Here is a 17,455-nt window from a genome sequence, read left to right on the forward strand (position 1 = left end):
ACACGTTACCGCCGGTCCACACCACCAAGCCATTGGCCGTCAACTCACCATGCAGCCGAGCGATATCCGCCCGCACACGCGCGATCGCGACCTCGATCTGCGGGCCGAAGGTGCTCATACCGACACCGCGGCAGCTGCAGGGTTGCCGATTCCGGAGGCGTAAGACTCGTCTGCAGCTGCGGCCTGTGCGGCGCGCTGCGCGGTGGACGTGCTCACAGAATCGACTCCCTTGTCTGAGGTGCTACGGGTGAAACTCCAAATGTGAACGGTCACATTGCTGACCTCATGTTAGTCGCATCTGGGAAACATCTGTCAAGTTCGGATTATCACCTTTGGGTAACAGCCTTGATCAGGGGCCCGACCTGGCGCCAGATGGTGCCGGTCAGAACGCCGGCGGGCCCGTGGACGCCCGCACGACGAGCTCGGGGATGATGGCGCCGCGGCGCTCTGGGGAGACGGCGCTGATGTCGTCGAGCAGCAGCGCCATGCAGCGTCGACCGAGTTCGGGGAAGTCTTGCCGCACCGTCGTGAGCGGCGGCCAGAAATGTGCCGCTTCCGGAATATCATCGAAGCCGACCACGCTGACATCGCCCGGGATGCTCAGTCCGGCATCCCTGATGGCATGCATCAGACCGAGCGCCATCTGGTCGTTCGACGAGAAGATGGCGGTGAAATCGCGCACCCGCAACAGCTCGCGGCCGGCGTAGTAGCCGAAGTCGGCGGTCCAGTCGCCCAGGATGGGCGCCGTGGTCGGCACATCCATCGCCCCCATCTCGTCGAGGAAGCCGCGCATGCGGGCCTCGGCCTCGATCCAGTCCTGCGGACCGGCCAGATGGTAGATATTGCGATGACCCAGGTCGATGAGGTGCCGGGTCGCGGCCCGGGCACCGGAGATCTGGTCGAAAGACAGGCCGTGTTCATTCAGCTTCCCGGTGGACTGCAAGGTCACGTATGGCACGGCGATGGAGAGCTGTTCGAGGACGTCGAAGACCCGCATCTGCGGGGCGATGACGACGATTCCCTCCACGGACTGCAGCATCAGGTGGTCAAGGGCGGCCTCGATGGTGTCCGGGTCGACGGAGGTGAGATTGGCGGTGTTGACGTAGTAGCCGGCTTCGCGGGCGGCATCCTGGATGGCGGCGATGCTGCTGGCCGGTCCGTATTGCGAACTCGACGCCGCGAGTACCCCGATGGTGCGCGACGTGCCGCGGGACAGGGCACGGGCCGCCCGGTTGGGGCGGTACTGCAGGTCCTCCATGACCTGCTGCACGCGGGCCTTGGTCGAATCACGGATGCTCGGGTGGTTGTTGAGCACTCTGGAGACCGTCTGGTGCGACACGCCGGCAAGGCGCGCGACATCCCGGATGCTGGGTGCGCGACTCTTGGGCAGATCAGCTGGCACGGGAGGAGGCCTCGTTCGAATGTGCACGGTCACAATTGTGGACGCACCCCAATTATGCACGCGACGCGCCTTGACGAAGTGCACGATGTGACGGTCACATGCCCCAGCAATGGAGCCATGTGACAGTCACAAGGGCACCTTGTCGCGGAAGCGCACTCGACTCAGGCGCTCTCGCGCACCACCAGATCGGTGGGCAGTACGATGGCGGCGGGCCGTTCACCATCGATGACTCGCAGCAGCAAACGCACCATTTCCTCGCTGATCCTCTCGAACGGCTGGTGCATCGTGGTCAGACCCGGAATGGTCATGGTCGCCACTGGGGCGTCGTCGAAGCCGCCGACGGCGACGTCGTCAGGTACCCGGCGGCCGGACGCCAGCAACACGTCGATGGCGCCGGCCGCCATCATGTCATTCGCCGCGAAGACGGCGTCGAGGTCGGGCTGGCTCTCCAGGAGCTCGGTCATCGCCAGCGCCCCACTGACCCGGCTGTAGTCGCCGCGGGCCACGAAACTCGGGTCGAAGGCCGCCCCGAGTTCGTCGGCATATGCCTCGAACCGACGCATGCCTCCAGAGGTATCTTCCGGTCCGGCGATGGTCGCGATACGGGAACGGCCGAGCCCGTGCAGATAGCGGACCATTTCCCTGGCTCCCTCGTAGTCGTCCGCGGCGACGTAACCCATCTTCCTCTCAAAGCCCAGCGGCACGCCGCAGGCGATGGCCGGCACGTTCGCGGCGATGATCTCGGAGATCAGGCCGCGCCGGCCGCTGTGCGAGGACACGAGCAGCACCCCGTCGACGTGACCGGCGGTGATGAACTCGGTCGCCCGGCGCTGTTCGTCCTCGTTACCGGCCATGATCAGCACGAGCGAGATGTCGTGTTCGGACAGCGCCTTCGACGCCCCGCGCATCAGCACCGCGAAGTTCGGGTCTTCGAAGAGGCGGTCGTGTGATTCGGTGAGCAGGAACGCCACCGAATTCGCCCGGCTGGTGGCGAGGCTGCGGGCGTGCGGGTTGACCCGGTAACCGGTCTTCTTGATCGCGCTGTTGACAGAGGCCAGCGAATCCGGACTCACCCAGTGGCCGCCGTTGAGCACCCTGGACACCGTGCCCCTGGACACGCCGGCAGCGGCGGCCACATCATCGATGGTCGGCCGGCGCTTGGCGGGTGGCGGGGTCACGAGTGAAGCCTAGCGACCGTCAGGCCTTGACCGCACCGGCCGCGAGGTCAACCTTCCAGTAGCGCTGCAGAACGAGGAACAGGATGATCAGGGGGATGATCGACAGCAGCGCGCCGGTGATCACGAGGGTGTACATCGACGGTGCGGATGCGCCCTGGTTGAGCAGGCCGCTCAAGCCGACGGTCACCGGGAACAGTTTGTCGTCGCCGAGCATGATGTAGGGCAGCATGAAGTTGTTCCAGACCGCCACGAACTGGAACAGGAAGATCGTCACCAGGCCCGGGCCCATCATCGGCAGGGCGATGCGGTTGAAGATGTACAGCTCGCCGGCGCCCTCGGTGCGGGAGGCCTCGATGACCTCGGTGGGTACGGAGGCGGCGGCGTAGATGCGAGCCAGGTAGATGCCGTACGGGCTGATGATCTGGGGCAGCAGCACCGACCACATGGTGTTGGTCAGGCCCACCTCGGCCAGCAGGAAGTACTGCGGGATGGCCAGGATGACGCCGGGAACCAGCACGCCCATCAGAAGGATCGAGAAGACGACCTTCTTGCCGGGGAATTCGAACTTGGCCAGCACATAGCCGGAGATCGCCGAGATCCAGGTGGAGGCCAGGGCGCCGACGCCCGCGTAGATCGCGGTGTTGAGCACCCAGCGCCAGAACAGGCCGTCGCGGTACTGGCTGAGCTGCACGATGTTGTCCCACAGGTGGGTGCTCGGCAGCAGCGTGAAGGTGGAGAACAGTTCGGAGCTGTCCTTGCTCGACGCCATCAGGACCCAGAAGACCGGGAACAGGCAGTAGATCGCACCGATGATGAGGATGCCGGTGGACACCGGGCTGGCCTTCTGCCGGAAGGTGCGGGCCGAGGCCCGCTCGGCCTTGCGCTGGGCGCGGTCGGGCCGGGTGGGCGTGAGTGTGGTTGTCATGGGTCAGTCCTCCTGGCCGAAGGCGCGTTTCTGCACGACGCGCAGGAACAGGAATGAGAAGGCGAAGGTCACCAGGGCGATGACGATCGAGGTGGCGGCGGCGGAGTAGATGTCGTCGCGGGTGAACGCATCCCGGTAGACCAGCATCAGCGGCGACCAACTGGTGGACAGCGAGTTGGTGAGCGGGCGGAGCGTGGTGGGCTCGGCGAACACCTGCAGGGTGGCGACCATCGAGAACAGCGCGGTCATCACGATCGCCGGGGCGATGATGGGGACCTTGATTCGCAGCGCGATCTGGATCTCGCTGGCTCCGTCCAGTTTGGCGGCTTCGTAGATGTCGGACGGTACCGACTTGAGGGAGGTATACATCACGATCATGTTGAATCCCACGCCGCCCCAGAGGGCGATGTTGGCGATCGCGAAGGTGACCCCGCCGGAGGAGAGCAGCGAGGGCACGTCCCAGCCGAGCTTGTCGAAGACGAAGTAGAACGGGCTCACGGCGGGGAGGTAGAGGAAGCCCCAGAGCAGGGAGCTGATCACGGCCGGAACGGCGTACGGCAGGAAGATGGCGGTGCGGGAGAAGCCGGCGGCGCGGGTGCGGCGGGAATCCAGCAGCAGGGCGAAGAGCAGCGCGAGGCCCAGCATCAGTGGGATCAGGATGAAGCCGTAGACCAGCACTCGTCCGACGCTGGCGCCGAATTCGGTGTTCGTGAGGGTCGTGACGTAGTTGTCGATGCCGGCGAAGACCGTGCTGCGAGCGCCGGAGCCGAGGCCGAGGCCGGACACCTTGGTCTTCTGGAAGCTCAGGAAGAGCGTGTAGACGATGGGCGCGGCCATGAAGGCCACGAACAGGATGATGCCGGGGGCCAGCATGGCGTAGGGCACGAGCACCCTCGAACGAAAGGTGCCGCGTCCCCGGCGAACCGTCGGGGTGCTGCTCCGGGTGGCCACGGGGGCCTCTGTCACTGTCACGGGTTGTCCTCAATCGACACGATCTGGGGTGGTGATGGATGGTGGAGGGAGTCCGCCGGCCGGTGGGCCGGCGGACTCTCCGGGGCGAGACGCGACGGTACCCGACCGCGTCTATTCGACCGCGTCTATTCGACCGTGAAGCCGCTCTTCTTCATGTCGTCGGTGGTGATCTTCTGCATGGCAGTGACGGCATCGAGGAAGGCGCTCTGGGTTTTGGCGTCGGCCGCCTTCGCGAACTCGTCGTTGTAGGCGCTGTAGGCCACGTTCACGTTCGGTCCGTAGGTGAACGGGCTCACGGTGTCGGCCACCTCCGCGGCGACCTCGTAGAAGTCCGGCTGGTTGCTGAAGAACTCCGGCGGGGAGGTCAGCGCGGCCTTGGCCTGTTCGGCGTCGGCGGGGTAGATCCCGGCCGTGGTGACCAGGGCCTGGACGGCTTCGGCGTCGGTGTTCAGCCAGGTGGCGAACTTGGCGGCCTCCTCCGGGTGGTCGGACTGCGTGGTGACGGCCGTGGACGATCCGCCCCAGTTGCCCGTCGCGGGCGCGTCGACATCCCACTGCGGCATCGGCGCGGCCTTCCAGAGGCCGGCGGTGTCTGCAGCGTTGCCGCCGAGCACGCCGGGTGCCCAGACGGCGCTCAGCCAGCCCACCTGTTCGCCGTTGTTCAGGCCGGCGTTCCACTCGGGCGTGTACATGGGCTTGTTGTCGATGACGCCCTCTTCGACGAGGCCGCCCCAGTAACCGGCAACGGTCTCGGTGGGGGTTTCGGCGATGTCGACGCTCCAGGCCTCACCGTCGATGCCCCACCAGGAGGCACCGGCCTGCTGGGCCATGCCCGTGAACCAGCCGGCGTCATTGGACGAGAAGGTGCCCAGGTACTTGGCCGGGTCAGCAGCGTGCACGGCGCGGGCGACGGCGGCGTATTCGTCCCAGGTGGTGGGCACGGCCAGGCCGAGCTGCTCGAGGATGTCGGCCCGGTAGAAGAACATCATCGGTCCGCTGTCCTGGGGGATCGCGTAAATCGCGTCGGATCCGAGCGTGACGGAGTCCCAGACGCCGTCGGCAAAGGCATCCTGGACGTCGCCGGCGCCGTACTCGGACAGGTCGGCGAGAGCGTCGGAGGAGACCAGGGTGGGGATCTTCTGGTACTCGGCCTGGATCAGGTCGGGTGCACCGCTGCCGGCCTTGATGGCCGTGAGCAGTTTGGTGATGGCGGGGTCGCCGCCGTCCTGCTTCTGCACGGTGACCTGGATGTCGGGGTTCTCCGCGTTCCAGATGTCAACGACCTCTTCGAGGTTCGGGGCCCAGGCCCAGTAGTTCAGTTCGACGGGGCCGTCGTCACCCCCGCCCGTGTTTGCCGAACAACCTGACATGAGCAGTGCGGCGGCCGTGGCCATGGCCACTGCCCCTACCCGAATTGACGTGCGCATTCGTCCTCCTTGATGAAAGCTGGGTGCTGTGTGGTGGCGCCCAGCTGTCGTATCGAGAAAACTCGGGCTCGACTGGGAGCGGTACTAGTAATTCACACATTTCTAGCCGTGTCAACATGCGGTCTTGATCTGGATTCTGCCAATCGGCTGTGCTAGAACTGGGAGCGCACACAGTTGAAGGAGCCTTAGACCAATGTCGATCCACACCCCATTCCCCGCCAGAGCGCCCGCGACAGACCGGTGGTTGAAGGGCACGACCGGGCTTCGTTACGGTGGCGACTACAACCCGGAGCAGTGGCCCCGCGAGACCTGGCTGGAAGACATCAAGCTGATGAAGCAGGCCGGGATCAACCTGGTCAGCATCGCGATCTTCGCCTGGGGCATCCTGGAGCCACGCGAGGGCGAATACGACTTCAGCAAGCTCGACGACATCTTCGGCCTGCTGCACGAGGCCGGCATCGACATCGACCTCGCCACGCCCACCGCGGCCCCGCCGGCCTGGTTCTGGAAGAAATACCCGGACTCCCGGCCGGTCACCCGGGACGGCATCACCCTGGGCAACGGTTCCCGCGGCATGGTCAGCCCGTCGAGCCCCGACTACCGCCGGGCCGCCGCGGCCATCACCGAGCAGCTCGCCCGCCGGTATGCGAACCACCCCGCCCTTGTGCTCTGGCACGTGCACAACGAGTACGGTGCGCCCATCAGCGACTCCTACGACGACCACTCCGTCGCCGCCTTCAGGGTCTGGCTGCAGAAGCGTTACGGCACCCTTGACACCCTCAATGAGAAGTGGGGCACCACCTTCTGGGGACAGGTGTACGGCGAGTGGGACGAGATCGACGCGCCCCGCCAGTCGGCCTCGGTGAGCAACCAGGCGCAGCGCCTGGACTTCCACCGGTTCACCTCCGACGCGTTGCTCGAGTGCTACATCAACGAGCGCGATGTCATCCGCCGGTTCACCCCGGACATCCCCGTGACCACCAACTTCATGGCCACCAATTGCCTCTCCCCCGACTACTGGAAGTGGGCCAGGGAGGTGGACATCGTCGCCAACGACCACTACCTGGTGGCCGAACGCGCCGACAACCATGTGTTGCTGGCCATGGATGCCGACCTGTCCCGGTCGCTGGCCGGCGGCGCCCCGTGGATCCTGATGGAGCACTCCACCGGCGCCGTCAACTGGCAGCCCCGCAACATCGCCAAGCGTGCCGGCGAGATGGCCCGCAACTCACTCTCCCACCTGGCCCGCGGCGCCGACGGCATCCTGTTCTTCCAGTTCCGGGCCTCCAGGTTCGGCGTTGAGAAGTTCCACTCCGCGATGCTGCCGCACGCCGGAGCCGAGACCCGGGTCTGGCGCGAGGTCGTCGCCCTGGGCGAAACCCTCGGGTCCCTCGAGGCCGTGCGCGGCTCCCGCGTGCAGGCTCGCGTCGCGCTGCTCTGGGACACCGAGTCGTTCTGGGCACAGGACTTCGAATGGCGCCCGAGCGCCGAACTGGGCCACCGCGAACGCCTCGAGGCCTTCTACACGGCGCTGTGGAACCGCAACGTGTCGGTGGACTTCGCGCATCCGCGCGACGACCTCACCGGCTACGACCTCGTTATCGCGCCCAGCCTCTACCTCGCCGGTCCGGCGGCCTCGGAGAACCTCACCGGCTACGTGCGGGACGGCGGCCACCTGGTCGTCTCCTACTTCTCCGGCATCGTCGACGAGAACGACACCGTCTACCCGGGAGCCGCGCCCGGCGCGCTCCGGGAGGTGCTCGGCCTGACCATCCCGGAGTTCCTGCCCCTGCACGAGAACGAGACCGTCACCCTCAGCGATTCCCGCACTGGAACCGCCTGGACCGACGACATCGAGGTCTCCACCGCTGAGGTGCTGGCCCGGTACGTGGACGGCCCGGCCGCCGGCGGACCGGCCCTCACCCGCAACGCGTTCGGTGCGGGGTCGGCCTGGTACATCTCGACCAAGCTCACCGGAACCGACCTGGACTCCCTGCTGCTGGACGTTCTCAACACCGCCGGCATCGAGGCGGCCCGCGGCATCGACGGCGTCGAGACCATCATCCGGTCCACCGACACCGACGAGTTCCTGTTTGTGATCAACCACACGGATGCCGACCAGTCCTGGCCGGCCTCCGGCACCGAGTTACTCACCCAGGCCACGGTCGACGGCACCGTCCTGGTACCGGCCGGACTCACCCGCGTGGTGCACAGCGTCCGATAGCGGCTAACTGTTCCCCGTGCGGACAACTGTTCCCGGCGCACCGGGCGCACGTGTCCGCACGGGGAACAGTTGCAGGGTCAGGGCAGCCGGGCGAACGCCCGCACCGGGAAGGTGCCGAAGTCCCGCACCCGCGGTGGCACGGCGGTGAATCGGGCTCCCCGGTCGGGGAGCCCGCCGAGCCCGGTGAGGTGCTCGACCACGGGGATCCCCGCGGCCAGCAGAAGTGAGTGCGCCGGCCGCTCCCCGCCGGACTCGGTGTCGTCGATGTTGAGGGAATCGATTCCCACCAGGGTCGCGCCGGCGGCCACCAACGCCCTGGCGCCGTCCCCGGTGAGGAACGGCGCACTGCTCGCGTAAGCTGCCGTGCCAAAGTGGCGGTCCCACCCTGTGTGCAGCAGAACGGCGGTTCCACCGAGGTTCAGGCCGTCGAAGGCAGCCGCCGGGATCCCTCGCTCCGACGCCTGCTCGCAGCGGAACACGTGTGCGGGCAGGTCGGCGAGAGCCTCGAGCGGCAGCCCGGCCAGGTCGACCCCGCCCTCGTACCGGTGGAACGGGCTGTCGAGGTACGTTCCGGTGTTGCCGATCATCGTGATGGTGTCCATGGCGAACTCGGTGCCCTCCGCGTAACGGCTGCGCGAATCCGCCCTGGTGAGGTGCGGTGTGATCACCGGCGCCGGCAGTCCGGGGTAGGTCACCAGCCCCGCGCTGATCTCGTGGCTGAGGTCGACGAAGCTGGAGGCGGAAGCCGGCATAGGAGTTCTCTCTGATCGGTCACGGGGAGGGGAAAAAGACCTGGTTGGGAGTAAAACCGCTCCCTTGGGTCCAGTGTGCCCGATCCGCGCGGCCCCGCCAATGGCAGAACTGACATGGTTCATCGACTTCCCGCCACCCCGGAGTGACCGCGTGCTGCCACAGCACCACCCGGCGCCGGCCTCAGGCGCTGGGCAGGGCCTGAGCGAGGTCGGCCAGCAGGTCGTCGATGTCTTCGATGCCCACCGACAGGCGCACGATGTTGGTGGCCACTTCGAGCTCGGTTCCGCGCACCGAGGCGTGGGTCATCTCGGACGGGTAGTTCACCAGCGATTCGACGCCGCCGAGCGATTCGGCCAGCTGGAACAGGTGCATCGACTCGGCGAACCGCCGGGCCGCGGTTTCGCCGCCGCGGAACGCCAGGGAGAGCATGCCGCCGAAGGCACTCATCTGTGCCTTGGCCAGCTCGTGGCCGGGGTGGCTTTCCAGGCCCGGGTAGTAGACCTTCTCGATGGCGGGGTGGGTCTGGAGGTACCGGGCGATGGTGAGTGCGTTGCTGCTGTGCCGGTCCATCCGCACCGCGAGGGTCTTGATGCCGCGCACGGTGAGCCAGGCGTCCAGCGGCGCGGACACCGGGCCGGCCGCGAACTGGATGAACTTGACCTTCTCGGCGAGCTCGTCATCGTTGATGACCAGGCCGCCGCCGATGACGTCGGAGTGTCCGCCGAGGTACTTGGTGGTGGAGTGCACGACGACGTCGGCGCCGAGGGCGAGGGGCTGCTGCAGGGCGGGGGACGCGAAGGTGTTGTCCACGACCACGAGCACGCCGTGGCGGTGGCCGATCTCGACGAGGCCGGCGATGTCGCTGATCTTCATCAGCGGGTTGCTCGGCGTCTCCACCCAGAGGATCTTCGTTTCGCCGGGGAGGATCGCGGCCTCGACAGCGGTCAGGTCGCTCATCTCCACCGTCGTGTTGCGCACACCCCAGGCGCCGTGCACCCGGTTGATCAGCCGGTGCGTGCCGCCGTAGACGTCGTTGCCGAGCACCACGTGATCACCCGGAACGAGGACCGCGCGCAGCAGGCTGTCCTCGGCGGCGAGGCCGCTGGCGAACGACAGCCCGTGCCGGCCGCCTTCGAGTGCGGCGAGCATGGTTTCCAGTGACGTGCGGGTGGGGTTGCCGCCGCGGCTGTACTCGTAGCCGCCGCGCAGTCCCCCGATGCCGTCCTGCACGTAGGTGGAGGTCTGGTAGATCGGCGGGATGACGGCGCCGGTGGTCGGGTCGAATTCCTGACCGGCGTGGATGGCGATGGTGTTGAACTTCTGGTTCTCGGACTGGCTCATGGTGTTATCGCTTTCAGACGCTGAGGTAGGTGAGGAGGTCGTGCCGGGTGATCACGCCGAGCGGCTTGCCGCCGTCGGTGACGAGCAGCGCATCGTGTTCGGCGAACGCGGCGCGCGCCGAACCGACGGGCTCGTTCACGCCGATCAGTGGCAGGGCGTCGCCCACGATCGAGCCGACCTTGTCGGTGAGCTGGGCTTCGCCGGAGAACACCCGGCCCATCAGGCTGCGCTCGTCGAGCGCACCGACAACCTCGCCCATCACGACGGGCGGCTTGGCCGTCAGTACGAGCAGCTGTGACACGCTCGCCGAGGTCATGGTCTCGATGGCGTCGCGCACGGTGTCGTTCGGGTGCACATAGACGAACGCCGGAAGGGTGCCGGTCTTGGAGTGCAGCAGGTCGGCGACGGTGTGACCGGCGGGCGCATTCGAGAAGCCGTAACTCCGCATCCAGCCGTCGTTGAAGATCTTGCCCAGGTAGCCGCGGCCGCCGTCCGGCAGCAGCACGACCACGACGGCGTCGGCGGGCAGGTCCTTCGCGGCCCGCAGCGCCGCGACGACCGCCATGCCACTGGAGCCGCCGACCAGGATGCCCTCTTCGAGGGCGAGACGGCGGGTCATGGCGAAGGAGTCGGCGTCGGAGACCGCGATGATCTCGTGCGGAACGGCCGGGTCGTACGCGCCAGGCCAGAAGTCCTCGCCGACGCCCTCGACGAGGTAGGGCCGACCGGTGCCGCCGGAGTAGACCGACCCCTCGGGGTCGGCGCCGATGATGCGCACGGCTTCGTTCGACACCTCCCGCAGGTAGCGGCCGGTTCCGGTGATGGTGCCGCCGGTGCCGACGCCGGCGACGAAGTGGGTGACCGTTCCGTCGGTGTCGCGCCAGATCTCCGGGCCGGTGGACTCGTAGTGGCTGAGCGGGCCGTTCGGGTTGGCGTATTGGTTGGGCTTGAAGGCGCCGGGGATCTCGCGGGCGAGGCGGTCCGACACGCTGTAATACGACTCGGGGTCGTCGGGGGCAACGGATGTCGGTGTCACGACGATCTCGGCGCCGTAGGCGGTGAGAACGTTGCGCTTGTCCTCGCCCACCTTGTCCGGCAGCACGAATACGCACTTGTAGCCGCGTTGCTGGGCCACCAGGGCCAGGCCGACGCCGGTGTTACCGGAGGTCGGCTCGACGATGGTGCCGCCCGGCAGCAGTTGCCCGTCACGCTCGGCGGCGTCGATGATGCGGGTCGCGATGCGGTCCTTCGCGGACCCGCCGGGGTTGAGATATTCGAGCTTGACCAGAACGGTGGCGGACACGCCCTCCGTGACCTTGTGCAGCTTGACCAGCGGCGTGTTGCCGATGAGGTCGAGAATGGTGTCGGCGATTTTCATGATGGGATCCTTACGTCGATCGACGTGTCGCGGGACGATGCAGGCGTGGCCGCTGGCCTGGGTGGGCGGTCCTGGTACCGAGAGTGTGAGTGTGCGGGTCGGCTAGCGAAAGCAGCAACAGGGACACGACGTCAGGGTGATCACTCCTTCACTCTAGTCGCCGCCCGGGAGTCGCGGCCAGCCTGTGAAGCATCTGTGAGATCACAAACCGAGGAAGCCCACGCACCGGTGCATGCGTTCGAATAAGTGCACAGCAAACGAAAGAGGCCCCTCGTGACCCCTGCCCCGCCCACCGGCACATCCGGATCTTCGTCGCCCAAGCCCGGCGTCAAGCAGCAACGGGCGGCGCAGCGCGCCCAGAAGCTCGAGCAGTACCACCGCGATCAAAAACGCAGCGCCCGCAACCGGCGCATCGGCCTGATCAGCGGGATCACCGTGGCCGTCGCGGTCATCGGCCTGCTGATCACCTCGATCGTGCTGACCCCGCAGAGCGCGAGCTACTCCGCCGGTGGCGACGGTGCCGACATCGACGGTGTGGAAACGTTCGAGAACGCCTCGTTGCACGTGGAGACCCCCGTCTCGTACCCGCAGACTCCGCCCGCCGGCGGCGACCACAATCCCACTTGGCTGAATTGCGGCGTCTACACCGAACCAGTGCCGAACGAGAACGCCGTGCACTCCCTCGAGCACGGTGCCCTCTGGGTGACCTACGACCCCGCCATGTCCGATGACGAGCTGGCCACGCTCAAGCAGGCGCTCCCGTCCACCTACGTGATCCTCTCGCCGTTCGACGGCTTGCCCGCCCCCATCGTGGTGAGCGGCTGGAACGTGCAGCTGCAGGTCGACTCGGCCGACGATGAGCGCATCGCCGCGTTCTTCGAAGAGCACTGGAAGAGCAACAACGTTCCCGAACCCGGCGCGCTCTGCACCGGCGCCTACGATGCCCCCGGAAAGGCGTAGCTCGGCCCGGCGTGCCGCGCTGGTCGTCACGGCCGCGATTGCGGCCGTCGCGATCGGCCTGGTCGGCTTCTCCGTCGGCCGGTTGAGCACCATCGACAATCCCACGCCCACATCGACCAGCGCCGAGGCCGGTTTTGCGCGCGACATGCAGGTGCACCACCTGCAGGGGGTCGAATTGGCCATGATCATCCGCGACCGCACCGAGGCGGCGGATGTGCGCCTGCTCGGCTACGACATCGCCACTACCCAGGCGCAGCAGGCCGGCCAGCTCTACGGCTGGCTCACCGAGTGGGACCTGTCCCAGGCTGGCCCCGAACCCTCGATGACCTGGATGACCCGGCCCGGCCGTTCGGACACCTCTCACGCGCACCCCGAGGGAACCCACACCCCGGGCGCCCCGATGCCCGGGCTCGCCACCGACGAGCAGATCGCCGGCCTCACCGCGTCGACGGGAGTCGACGCCGAGCGCCGGTTCCTCACCCTGATGATCGCCCACCACTTGGGCGCCGTCGAAATGGCCGAGTCGGTGCAAGATCGCGCCAACAACACCTCGGTGCTCGGTTTTGCGAACTCGGTGATCATCTCCCAGGAGGCCGAGATCACCCTCATGGAGTCCATGCTCGCCGACCGCGAGCCGTGACCTCAGCACCAGAAACTCGAGGTTTTCTGGGCCTATCTCACAGTTCGCGAGCCTGCACGGGGGTCTGCTCGGCGTAGAGGGATGCGTAGGTGCCACCCTCGGCGAGCAACTCCTGGTGGGTGCCGGCCTCGACGACGCGACCGTGGTCGATGACGAAGATCACGTCGGCGGTCACAATCGTCGACAAGCGGTGGGCGATGGCGATGGTCGTGCGCCCCCGGGAAGCGGTATCGAGGGCGGCCTGCACCACCCGCTCGGAGATCGCGTCCAGGGCGCTGGTCGCCTCGTCGAGGATCAGCACCTCAGGGTCCTTCAGCAGCACCCGGGCGATGGCCACCCGCTGCTTCTCGCCGCCGGAGAGCCGGTAGCCCCGCTCGCCGACCACGGTGTCATAGCCGTCCGGGAAAGACGCGATGGTGTTGTGGATGTTCGCGGCCCGCGCGGCGATCTCGAGCTCGGCATCCGTGGCCTCGGGTTTGGCGTACCGGAGGTTCTCGGCGATGGTCGCGTGGAAGAGGTAGGTTTCCTGGCTCACGATGCCGATGTGGGAGACCAGCGACTCCTGCTCGAGGTCACGCACGTCGACCCCGGAGAACAGCACCCGGCCGCCCGTCGCCTCGTAGAAGCGCGGGATCAGGTACGACACCGTGGTCTTGCCCGCGCCGCTGGGCCCGACGAAGGCGGCGAACGCGCCGGGTTCGATCGTGAACGAGACCGCGTCGAGGGTCGGCCGGGCGTCGGCGTCGGCATCCGGGTAGGCGAAGGTGACGGCGTCGAACTGCACCCGACCGGTGACTGCGGGCACCGGGCGGGCTCCGGGAGCGTCGCTGATGGCGGGGGTGAGGTCGAGGTATTGGAAGATGCGCGCGAAGAGTGCGCTGGAGGTCTGCAGGTCCAGGGCCACCCGCATCAGCCCCAGCAAAGGGAAGAGCAGCCGCGCCTGCACCGTGGTGAAGGCCACGACGGTGCCCGCGGTGATGTCGGTGGCGCCGTTCGTGAGGAGGAGGCCGGCCACCAAGTAGACGATGGCCGGGATGCTGGACAGGAAGATGCTGACCATGGCGAAGAACCACTGGCCGCTCATCTGCTGGCTGACCTGCAGGTGCACCTGGTTGTCGTTCTCGTGCGCGTACCGGGCGATCTCGGCCTTTTGCCGGGTGAAGCTCTTGGACAGCAGGATGCCGGACACGCTCAGGGTCTCCTGGGTGATCGCCGTCATGTCGGAGAGGGACTCCTGGGTCTTGCCCGCGATGCGGGCCCGGACCCGGCCCACCCGGCGCTGTGCGAAGACCAGGATCGGCATCAGGATCACGGCCACGATCGTCAGCTGCCAGTTGAGCAGCAGCATTGCCACGAACGCGGCGATCACCGTGACGGCGTTGCCGAGCACACTGGAGACGGTGTTGGTGAGCACGCTCGCCACCCCGCCGACATCGTTCTGCAGCCTGGACTGGATCACGCCGGTCTTGGTGCGGGTGAAGAAGCTCAGCTCCATCGCCTGCAGGTGGGTGAACAGCCGCACCCGCAGTTCACCCATCACCGAGTTGCCCACGGTTGCGGTGAGCCAGGTCTGCCAGACGCCCAGCAGAGCGGTGGTGAGATAGGCCGCGATCATCAGCGCCACCAGCACGGTCAGCCGCTGCAGGTCCGGGCCGCCAGAGGGCGGGAACAGACCCTCGTCGAACGCGCGCTGGATCAGCAGCGGCGGAAGCACCGACAGTGCCGCAGATATCAGCACCAGGATGACGGTGACGGTGAGCTTCCGGGCGTGCGGGGCGAACAGCGCCCTGATGCGGCCGAACAGGTTGGGAATCTCGGGCGCTTCGGCGTTCTGCGCCTTCTGGGCGGCCGGGTCGTCACCGCTGACGCGGTTGCGGCGGCCACGAAACTCTTCAGGGGGACGTCCGCCCGTGCCGTGCGATCCGCTCATGGTCTCACTCTAAGACAGCGGACCGGCCCCGGAAATCCGGGACCGGTCCGTCACAGCCGAGTCCAGTGCCGGCCCGGCCAGGTGAGGAAGTTAGCCCTTCGTGGAACCGGCCAGCAGGCCGCGCACGAAGTAGCGCTGCAGGCTGAAGAAGACGATCAGCGGAACCAGGATCGAGATGAACGCGCCCGCTGTGAGCAGGTGCCAGTCCTGGCCCCGGCTACCGGTGATCTCGGCCAGCAGCTTGGTCATCGGTGCCACCGCGCCATCCGCGAAGATCAGCGCCACGAGCAGGTCGTTCCAGACCCAGAGGAACTGGAAGATGGCGAAGGACGCGATCGCGGGCATGGTCAGCGGCAGCACGATCCGGAAGAAGATCTGCCCGTGACCGGCGCCGTCGACCCGCGCCGCCTCGATGACGTCGGCGGGGATCTCAGACACGAAGTTGTGCAGCAGATAGATGGCCAGCGGCAGAGCGAACATCGTGTGTGCGATCCACACCTGCGAATAGCCGCCGGCGTCACTGATCGAGGAGACCACCGGGAAGCCGAAGATCTCACCCCGTGAGAAGAACTGCAGAAGCGGCACCAGGGCCATCTGCAGCGGAACGATCTGCAGCGCGAAAACCGCGATGAACAGCACGTTCTTGCCGCGGAAGTTGATCCACGCGAACGCGTAGGCCGCGAGACTGGCGATGATCAGGGGCAGCAGCGTGGCCGGCAGGGTGATCGCGATCGAGTTGATGAACGCGCCGGCCAGGTTCAGCTGGCTGTTACCGGCCTGGAGCACCTCGCTGTAGTTGTCGAGGGTGAGGCCCCAGTTCGAGAAGAGCGTCCACCATCCGGTGGTGCGCACCTCCTGGGCCGGGCGGAACGAGGAGACGAAGAGACCGAAGGTGGGCACCGTCCAGAGCACAGCGATCACGAGTGCCGCGATCGTGGCGCCCCGGCTGGTCAACCGCTTCTTGGTGCGCTTGGCCGCGGTGAACTCCCCGCGGCGTTCGCCGCGGCGGAGCTGGTTTTTGGTGTTCTTGTCGACGGGGAGCTCCACCGGAAGAATCGCGCTCATCGGATTTCCCTCTGCTTCTGAATCTGGCGGGCGTTGTAGACGACGATCGGAAGGACGAGCAGGAACAGGATCACGGCGAAGGCGGCGGACCGGCCCTGCTCGAAGTTCTTGAACTGCGTGTACATCTCGTTCGCGATGACGCTCGTGTCGTTGGAGCCTGCCGTCATGGTCCGGACGATGTCGAAGACCTTGAGGGAGGCGATGGAGATCGTCGTCAGGACAACGATGAGGGCGCTGCGGATGCCGGGAACCGTGACGTTGGTGAACTTCTGCCACGCGTTGGTGCCGTCGAGTTCGGCGGCCTCCAGCTGCTCGGCCGGCACACCCTTGATGGCCGCGGAGAGCACCACCATGGCGAATCCGGTTTGCACCCAGATCAGCACGACGATCAGGAAGACCGTGTTCCAGGGTGCGACGGCGAGGAAGTCGACGGGGTTGCCGCCGAGCCACACCACGATCTGGTTGAGCAGGCCGATCTGATTCTGGTCGGCCGGACGCGCCGTGTAGATGAAGCGCCAGATGATGGACGCCCCGACGAAGGAGATGGCCATGGGCATGAAGACCATGATCTTGAAGTACTTCTCACCGCGGCTCTTGTCGATGAAGACCGCGTAGGCCAGGCCGGCGATCGTCGATACGAGCGGGGTGATGAGCACCCAGACGATCGTGTTGAGTACGGTGCGGATGGCCTCGGGCTGCGTGAACACCCAGATGAAGTTGTCGAAGCCGATGAACTCGGTTCCCCGCGAGTTCATGAACGCCTGCACCGTGGTCTGGATGGTCGGAATGACGAGGCCGACGATCAGGAGCAGGATGGCCGGCGCGAGAAAGCCGAAGAGTTGGAAGAGGTAGCCGGCGCCGGAGCGCGAGCGGTAGTCGACGATGAAGAAGACCCCACCGAGGACGGCAGCCGCGGCGATGGCCCACCAGTACGATCCGGCAGCGACCAGGATCAGCAGGGGTGCGGCGATGCAGACGGCGAGACGGATGACGGTGTAAACGGTGCCCGATCGCGGGGCTATTTCGACGAAGAACAGGATCGCGGCCACCAGGGCCACGAACGCGAGAATGATGATGGGGACTTGAACCAGGGGCGGCAAGTCAGCCAGCCAGGCAAGGAATGCCGACATGTGAAACCTCTCGAGTACGACTGCGGACTCACAGTGTTTTGCTGGTGGGGCGGAATACCACCGCCCCGGTACACCAGTAGGGGGTGCGGGTCGCCCTCCTCAGAGGACGACCCGCACGGTTGGGCTGTTA

Annotated in this window: 14 protein-coding genes; 3 read left to right on the forward strand and 11 right to left on the reverse strand. The window is 66.7% G+C overall.

Annotation, left to right across the window (positions count from 1 at the left end; all coding sequences use genetic code 11):
* Positions 1–382 precede the first annotated feature (382 nt).
* From E3O60_RS05200 to E3O60_RS05220, 5 genes are all read right to left on the reverse strand, one after another.
* Positions 383–1,402 (reverse strand): LacI family DNA-binding transcriptional regulator, encoded by a 1,020-nt coding sequence (locus E3O60_RS05200; protein ID WP_103460502.1) that lies wholly within the window; start codon positions 1,400–1,402, stop codon positions 383–385.
* Positions 1,403–1,563: 161 nt separating this feature from the next.
* Positions 1,564–2,580, reverse strand: coding sequence for a LacI family DNA-binding transcriptional regulator (locus E3O60_RS05205; protein WP_088455056.1), 1,017 nt, complete (start codon positions 2,578–2,580; stop codon positions 1,564–1,566).
* Positions 2,581–2,599: 19 nt separating this feature from the next.
* Entirely contained in the window at positions 2,600–3,505 is a 906-nt protein-coding gene (locus tag E3O60_RS05210) for a carbohydrate ABC transporter permease (RefSeq protein ID WP_134497326.1), read from the reverse strand.
* A 3-nt stretch (positions 3,506–3,508) separates the two neighbouring features.
* Positions 3,509–4,378, reverse strand: coding sequence for a carbohydrate ABC transporter permease (locus E3O60_RS05215; RefSeq protein ID WP_088457822.1), 870 nt, complete (start codon positions 4,376–4,378; stop codon positions 3,509–3,511).
* Positions 4,379–4,602: 224 nt separating this feature from the next.
* Complete coding sequence (locus tag E3O60_RS05220; protein ID WP_134408358.1) at positions 4,603–5,904, reverse strand: ABC transporter substrate-binding protein; 1,302 nt, start codon at positions 5,902–5,904, stop codon at positions 4,603–4,605.
* A gap of 193 nt (positions 5,905–6,097) precedes the next feature.
* Here E3O60_RS05220 and E3O60_RS05225 point away from each other — a divergent pair, with 193 nt between their 5' ends.
* Positions 6,098–8,128: a beta-galactosidase gene (locus E3O60_RS05225; protein WP_088455053.1), complete on the forward strand. Its 2,031-nt coding sequence runs from the start codon at positions 6,098–6,100 to the stop codon at positions 8,126–8,128.
* Between the two features lie 77 nt (positions 8,129–8,205).
* Here the strand turns inward: E3O60_RS05225 and E3O60_RS05230 are convergent, their stop codons facing one another.
* The 3 genes from E3O60_RS05230 to E3O60_RS05240 form a co-directional block, all read right to left on the reverse strand.
* The gene (locus E3O60_RS05230) at positions 8,206–8,880 is read right to left on the reverse strand and encodes a cyclase family protein (protein WP_241980044.1); all 675 of its coding nucleotides are present in this window, start codon (positions 8,878–8,880) and stop codon (positions 8,206–8,208) included.
* Positions 8,881–9,061: 181 nt separating this feature from the next.
* Complete coding sequence (locus E3O60_RS05235; protein WP_088455051.1) at positions 9,062–10,222, reverse strand: cystathionine gamma-synthase; 1,161 nt, start codon at positions 10,220–10,222, stop codon at positions 9,062–9,064.
* A 13-nt stretch (positions 10,223–10,235) separates the two neighbouring features.
* Positions 10,236–11,600 (reverse strand): cystathionine beta-synthase, encoded by a 1,365-nt coding sequence (locus E3O60_RS05240; protein ID WP_088455050.1) that lies wholly within the window; start codon positions 11,598–11,600, stop codon positions 10,236–10,238.
* Positions 11,601–11,873: 273 nt separating this feature from the next.
* Between E3O60_RS05240 and E3O60_RS05245 the strand changes: the two genes are divergently transcribed.
* Both E3O60_RS05245 and E3O60_RS05250 read left to right on the forward strand, forming a co-directional pair.
* Positions 11,874–12,560, forward strand: coding sequence for a DUF3105 domain-containing protein (locus E3O60_RS05245; RefSeq protein WP_088455049.1), 687 nt, complete (start codon positions 11,874–11,876; stop codon positions 12,558–12,560).
* Positions 12,541–13,200, forward strand: a complete 660-nt coding sequence (locus E3O60_RS05250) for a DUF305 domain-containing protein (RefSeq protein ID WP_134408361.1) — start codon at positions 12,541–12,543, stop codon at positions 13,198–13,200. The genes E3O60_RS05245 and E3O60_RS05250 overlap by 20 nt, the downstream gene beginning before the upstream one ends.
* A gap of 37 nt (positions 13,201–13,237) precedes the next feature.
* On the opposite strand, the gene E3O60_RS05255 is transcribed toward E3O60_RS05250, so the two are convergent.
* From E3O60_RS05255 to E3O60_RS05265, 3 genes are all read right to left on the reverse strand, one after another.
* Positions 13,238–15,130, reverse strand: coding sequence for an ABC transporter ATP-binding protein (locus E3O60_RS05255; RefSeq protein ID WP_134497330.1), 1,893 nt, complete (start codon positions 15,128–15,130; stop codon positions 13,238–13,240).
* A gap of 90 nt (positions 15,131–15,220) precedes the next feature.
* Positions 15,221–16,195, reverse strand: a complete 975-nt coding sequence (locus tag E3O60_RS05260) for a carbohydrate ABC transporter permease (protein WP_088455046.1) — start codon at positions 16,193–16,195, stop codon at positions 15,221–15,223.
* Complete coding sequence (locus E3O60_RS05265) at positions 16,192–17,325, reverse strand: carbohydrate ABC transporter permease (protein ID WP_134497331.1); 1,134 nt, start codon at positions 17,323–17,325, stop codon at positions 16,192–16,194. The genes E3O60_RS05260 and E3O60_RS05265 overlap by 4 nt, the downstream gene beginning before the upstream one ends.
* Positions 17,326–17,455 lie beyond the last annotated feature (130 nt).

Origin of the sequence: Cryobacterium sp. TMB1-7 (assembly GCF_004402435.1) — a bacterium.
GTDB lineage: Bacteria > Actinomycetota > Actinomycetes > Actinomycetales > Microbacteriaceae > Cryobacterium > Cryobacterium zongtaii.

Excerpts from the sequence above, each read along its gene's own strand:
- E3O60_RS05210 (WP_134497326.1), bottom strand. The coding sequence starts at position 3,505 with ATGACAACCACACTCACGCCCACCCGGCCCGACCGCGCCCAGCGCAAG.
- E3O60_RS05215 (WP_088457822.1), bottom strand. The coding sequence starts at position 4,378 with ATGCTGGCCCCCGGCATCATCCTGTTCGTGGCCTTCATGGCCGCGCCC.
- E3O60_RS05220 (WP_134408358.1), bottom strand. The coding sequence starts at position 5,904 with ATGCGCACGTCAATTCGGGTAGGGGCAGTGGCCATGGCCACGGCCGCC.
- E3O60_RS05225 (WP_088455053.1), top strand. The coding sequence starts at position 6,098 with ATGTCGATCCACACCCCATTCCCCGCCAGAGCGCCCGCGACAGACCGG.
- E3O60_RS05230 (WP_241980044.1), bottom strand. The coding sequence starts at position 8,880 with ATGCCGGCTTCCGCCTCCAGCTTCGTCGACCTCAGCCACGAGATCAGC.
- E3O60_RS05235 (WP_088455051.1), bottom strand. The coding sequence starts at position 10,222 with ATGAGCCAGTCCGAGAACCAGAAGTTCAACACCATCGCCATCCACGCC.
- E3O60_RS05240 (WP_088455050.1), bottom strand. The coding sequence starts at position 11,600 with ATGAAAATCGCCGACACCATTCTCGACCTCATCGGCAACACGCCGCTG.
- E3O60_RS05250 (WP_134408361.1), top strand. The coding sequence starts at position 12,541 with ATGCCCCCGGAAAGGCGTAGCTCGGCCCGGCGTGCCGCGCTGGTCGTC.
- E3O60_RS05255 (WP_134497330.1), bottom strand. The coding sequence starts at position 15,130 with ATGAGCGGATCGCACGGCACGGGCGGACGTCCCCCTGAAGAGTTTCGT.
- E3O60_RS05260 (WP_088455046.1), bottom strand. The coding sequence starts at position 16,195 with ATGAGCGCGATTCTTCCGGTGGAGCTCCCCGTCGACAAGAACACCAAA.
- E3O60_RS05265 (WP_134497331.1), bottom strand. The coding sequence starts at position 17,325 with ATGTCGGCATTCCTTGCCTGGCTGGCTGACTTGCCGCCCCTGGTTCAA.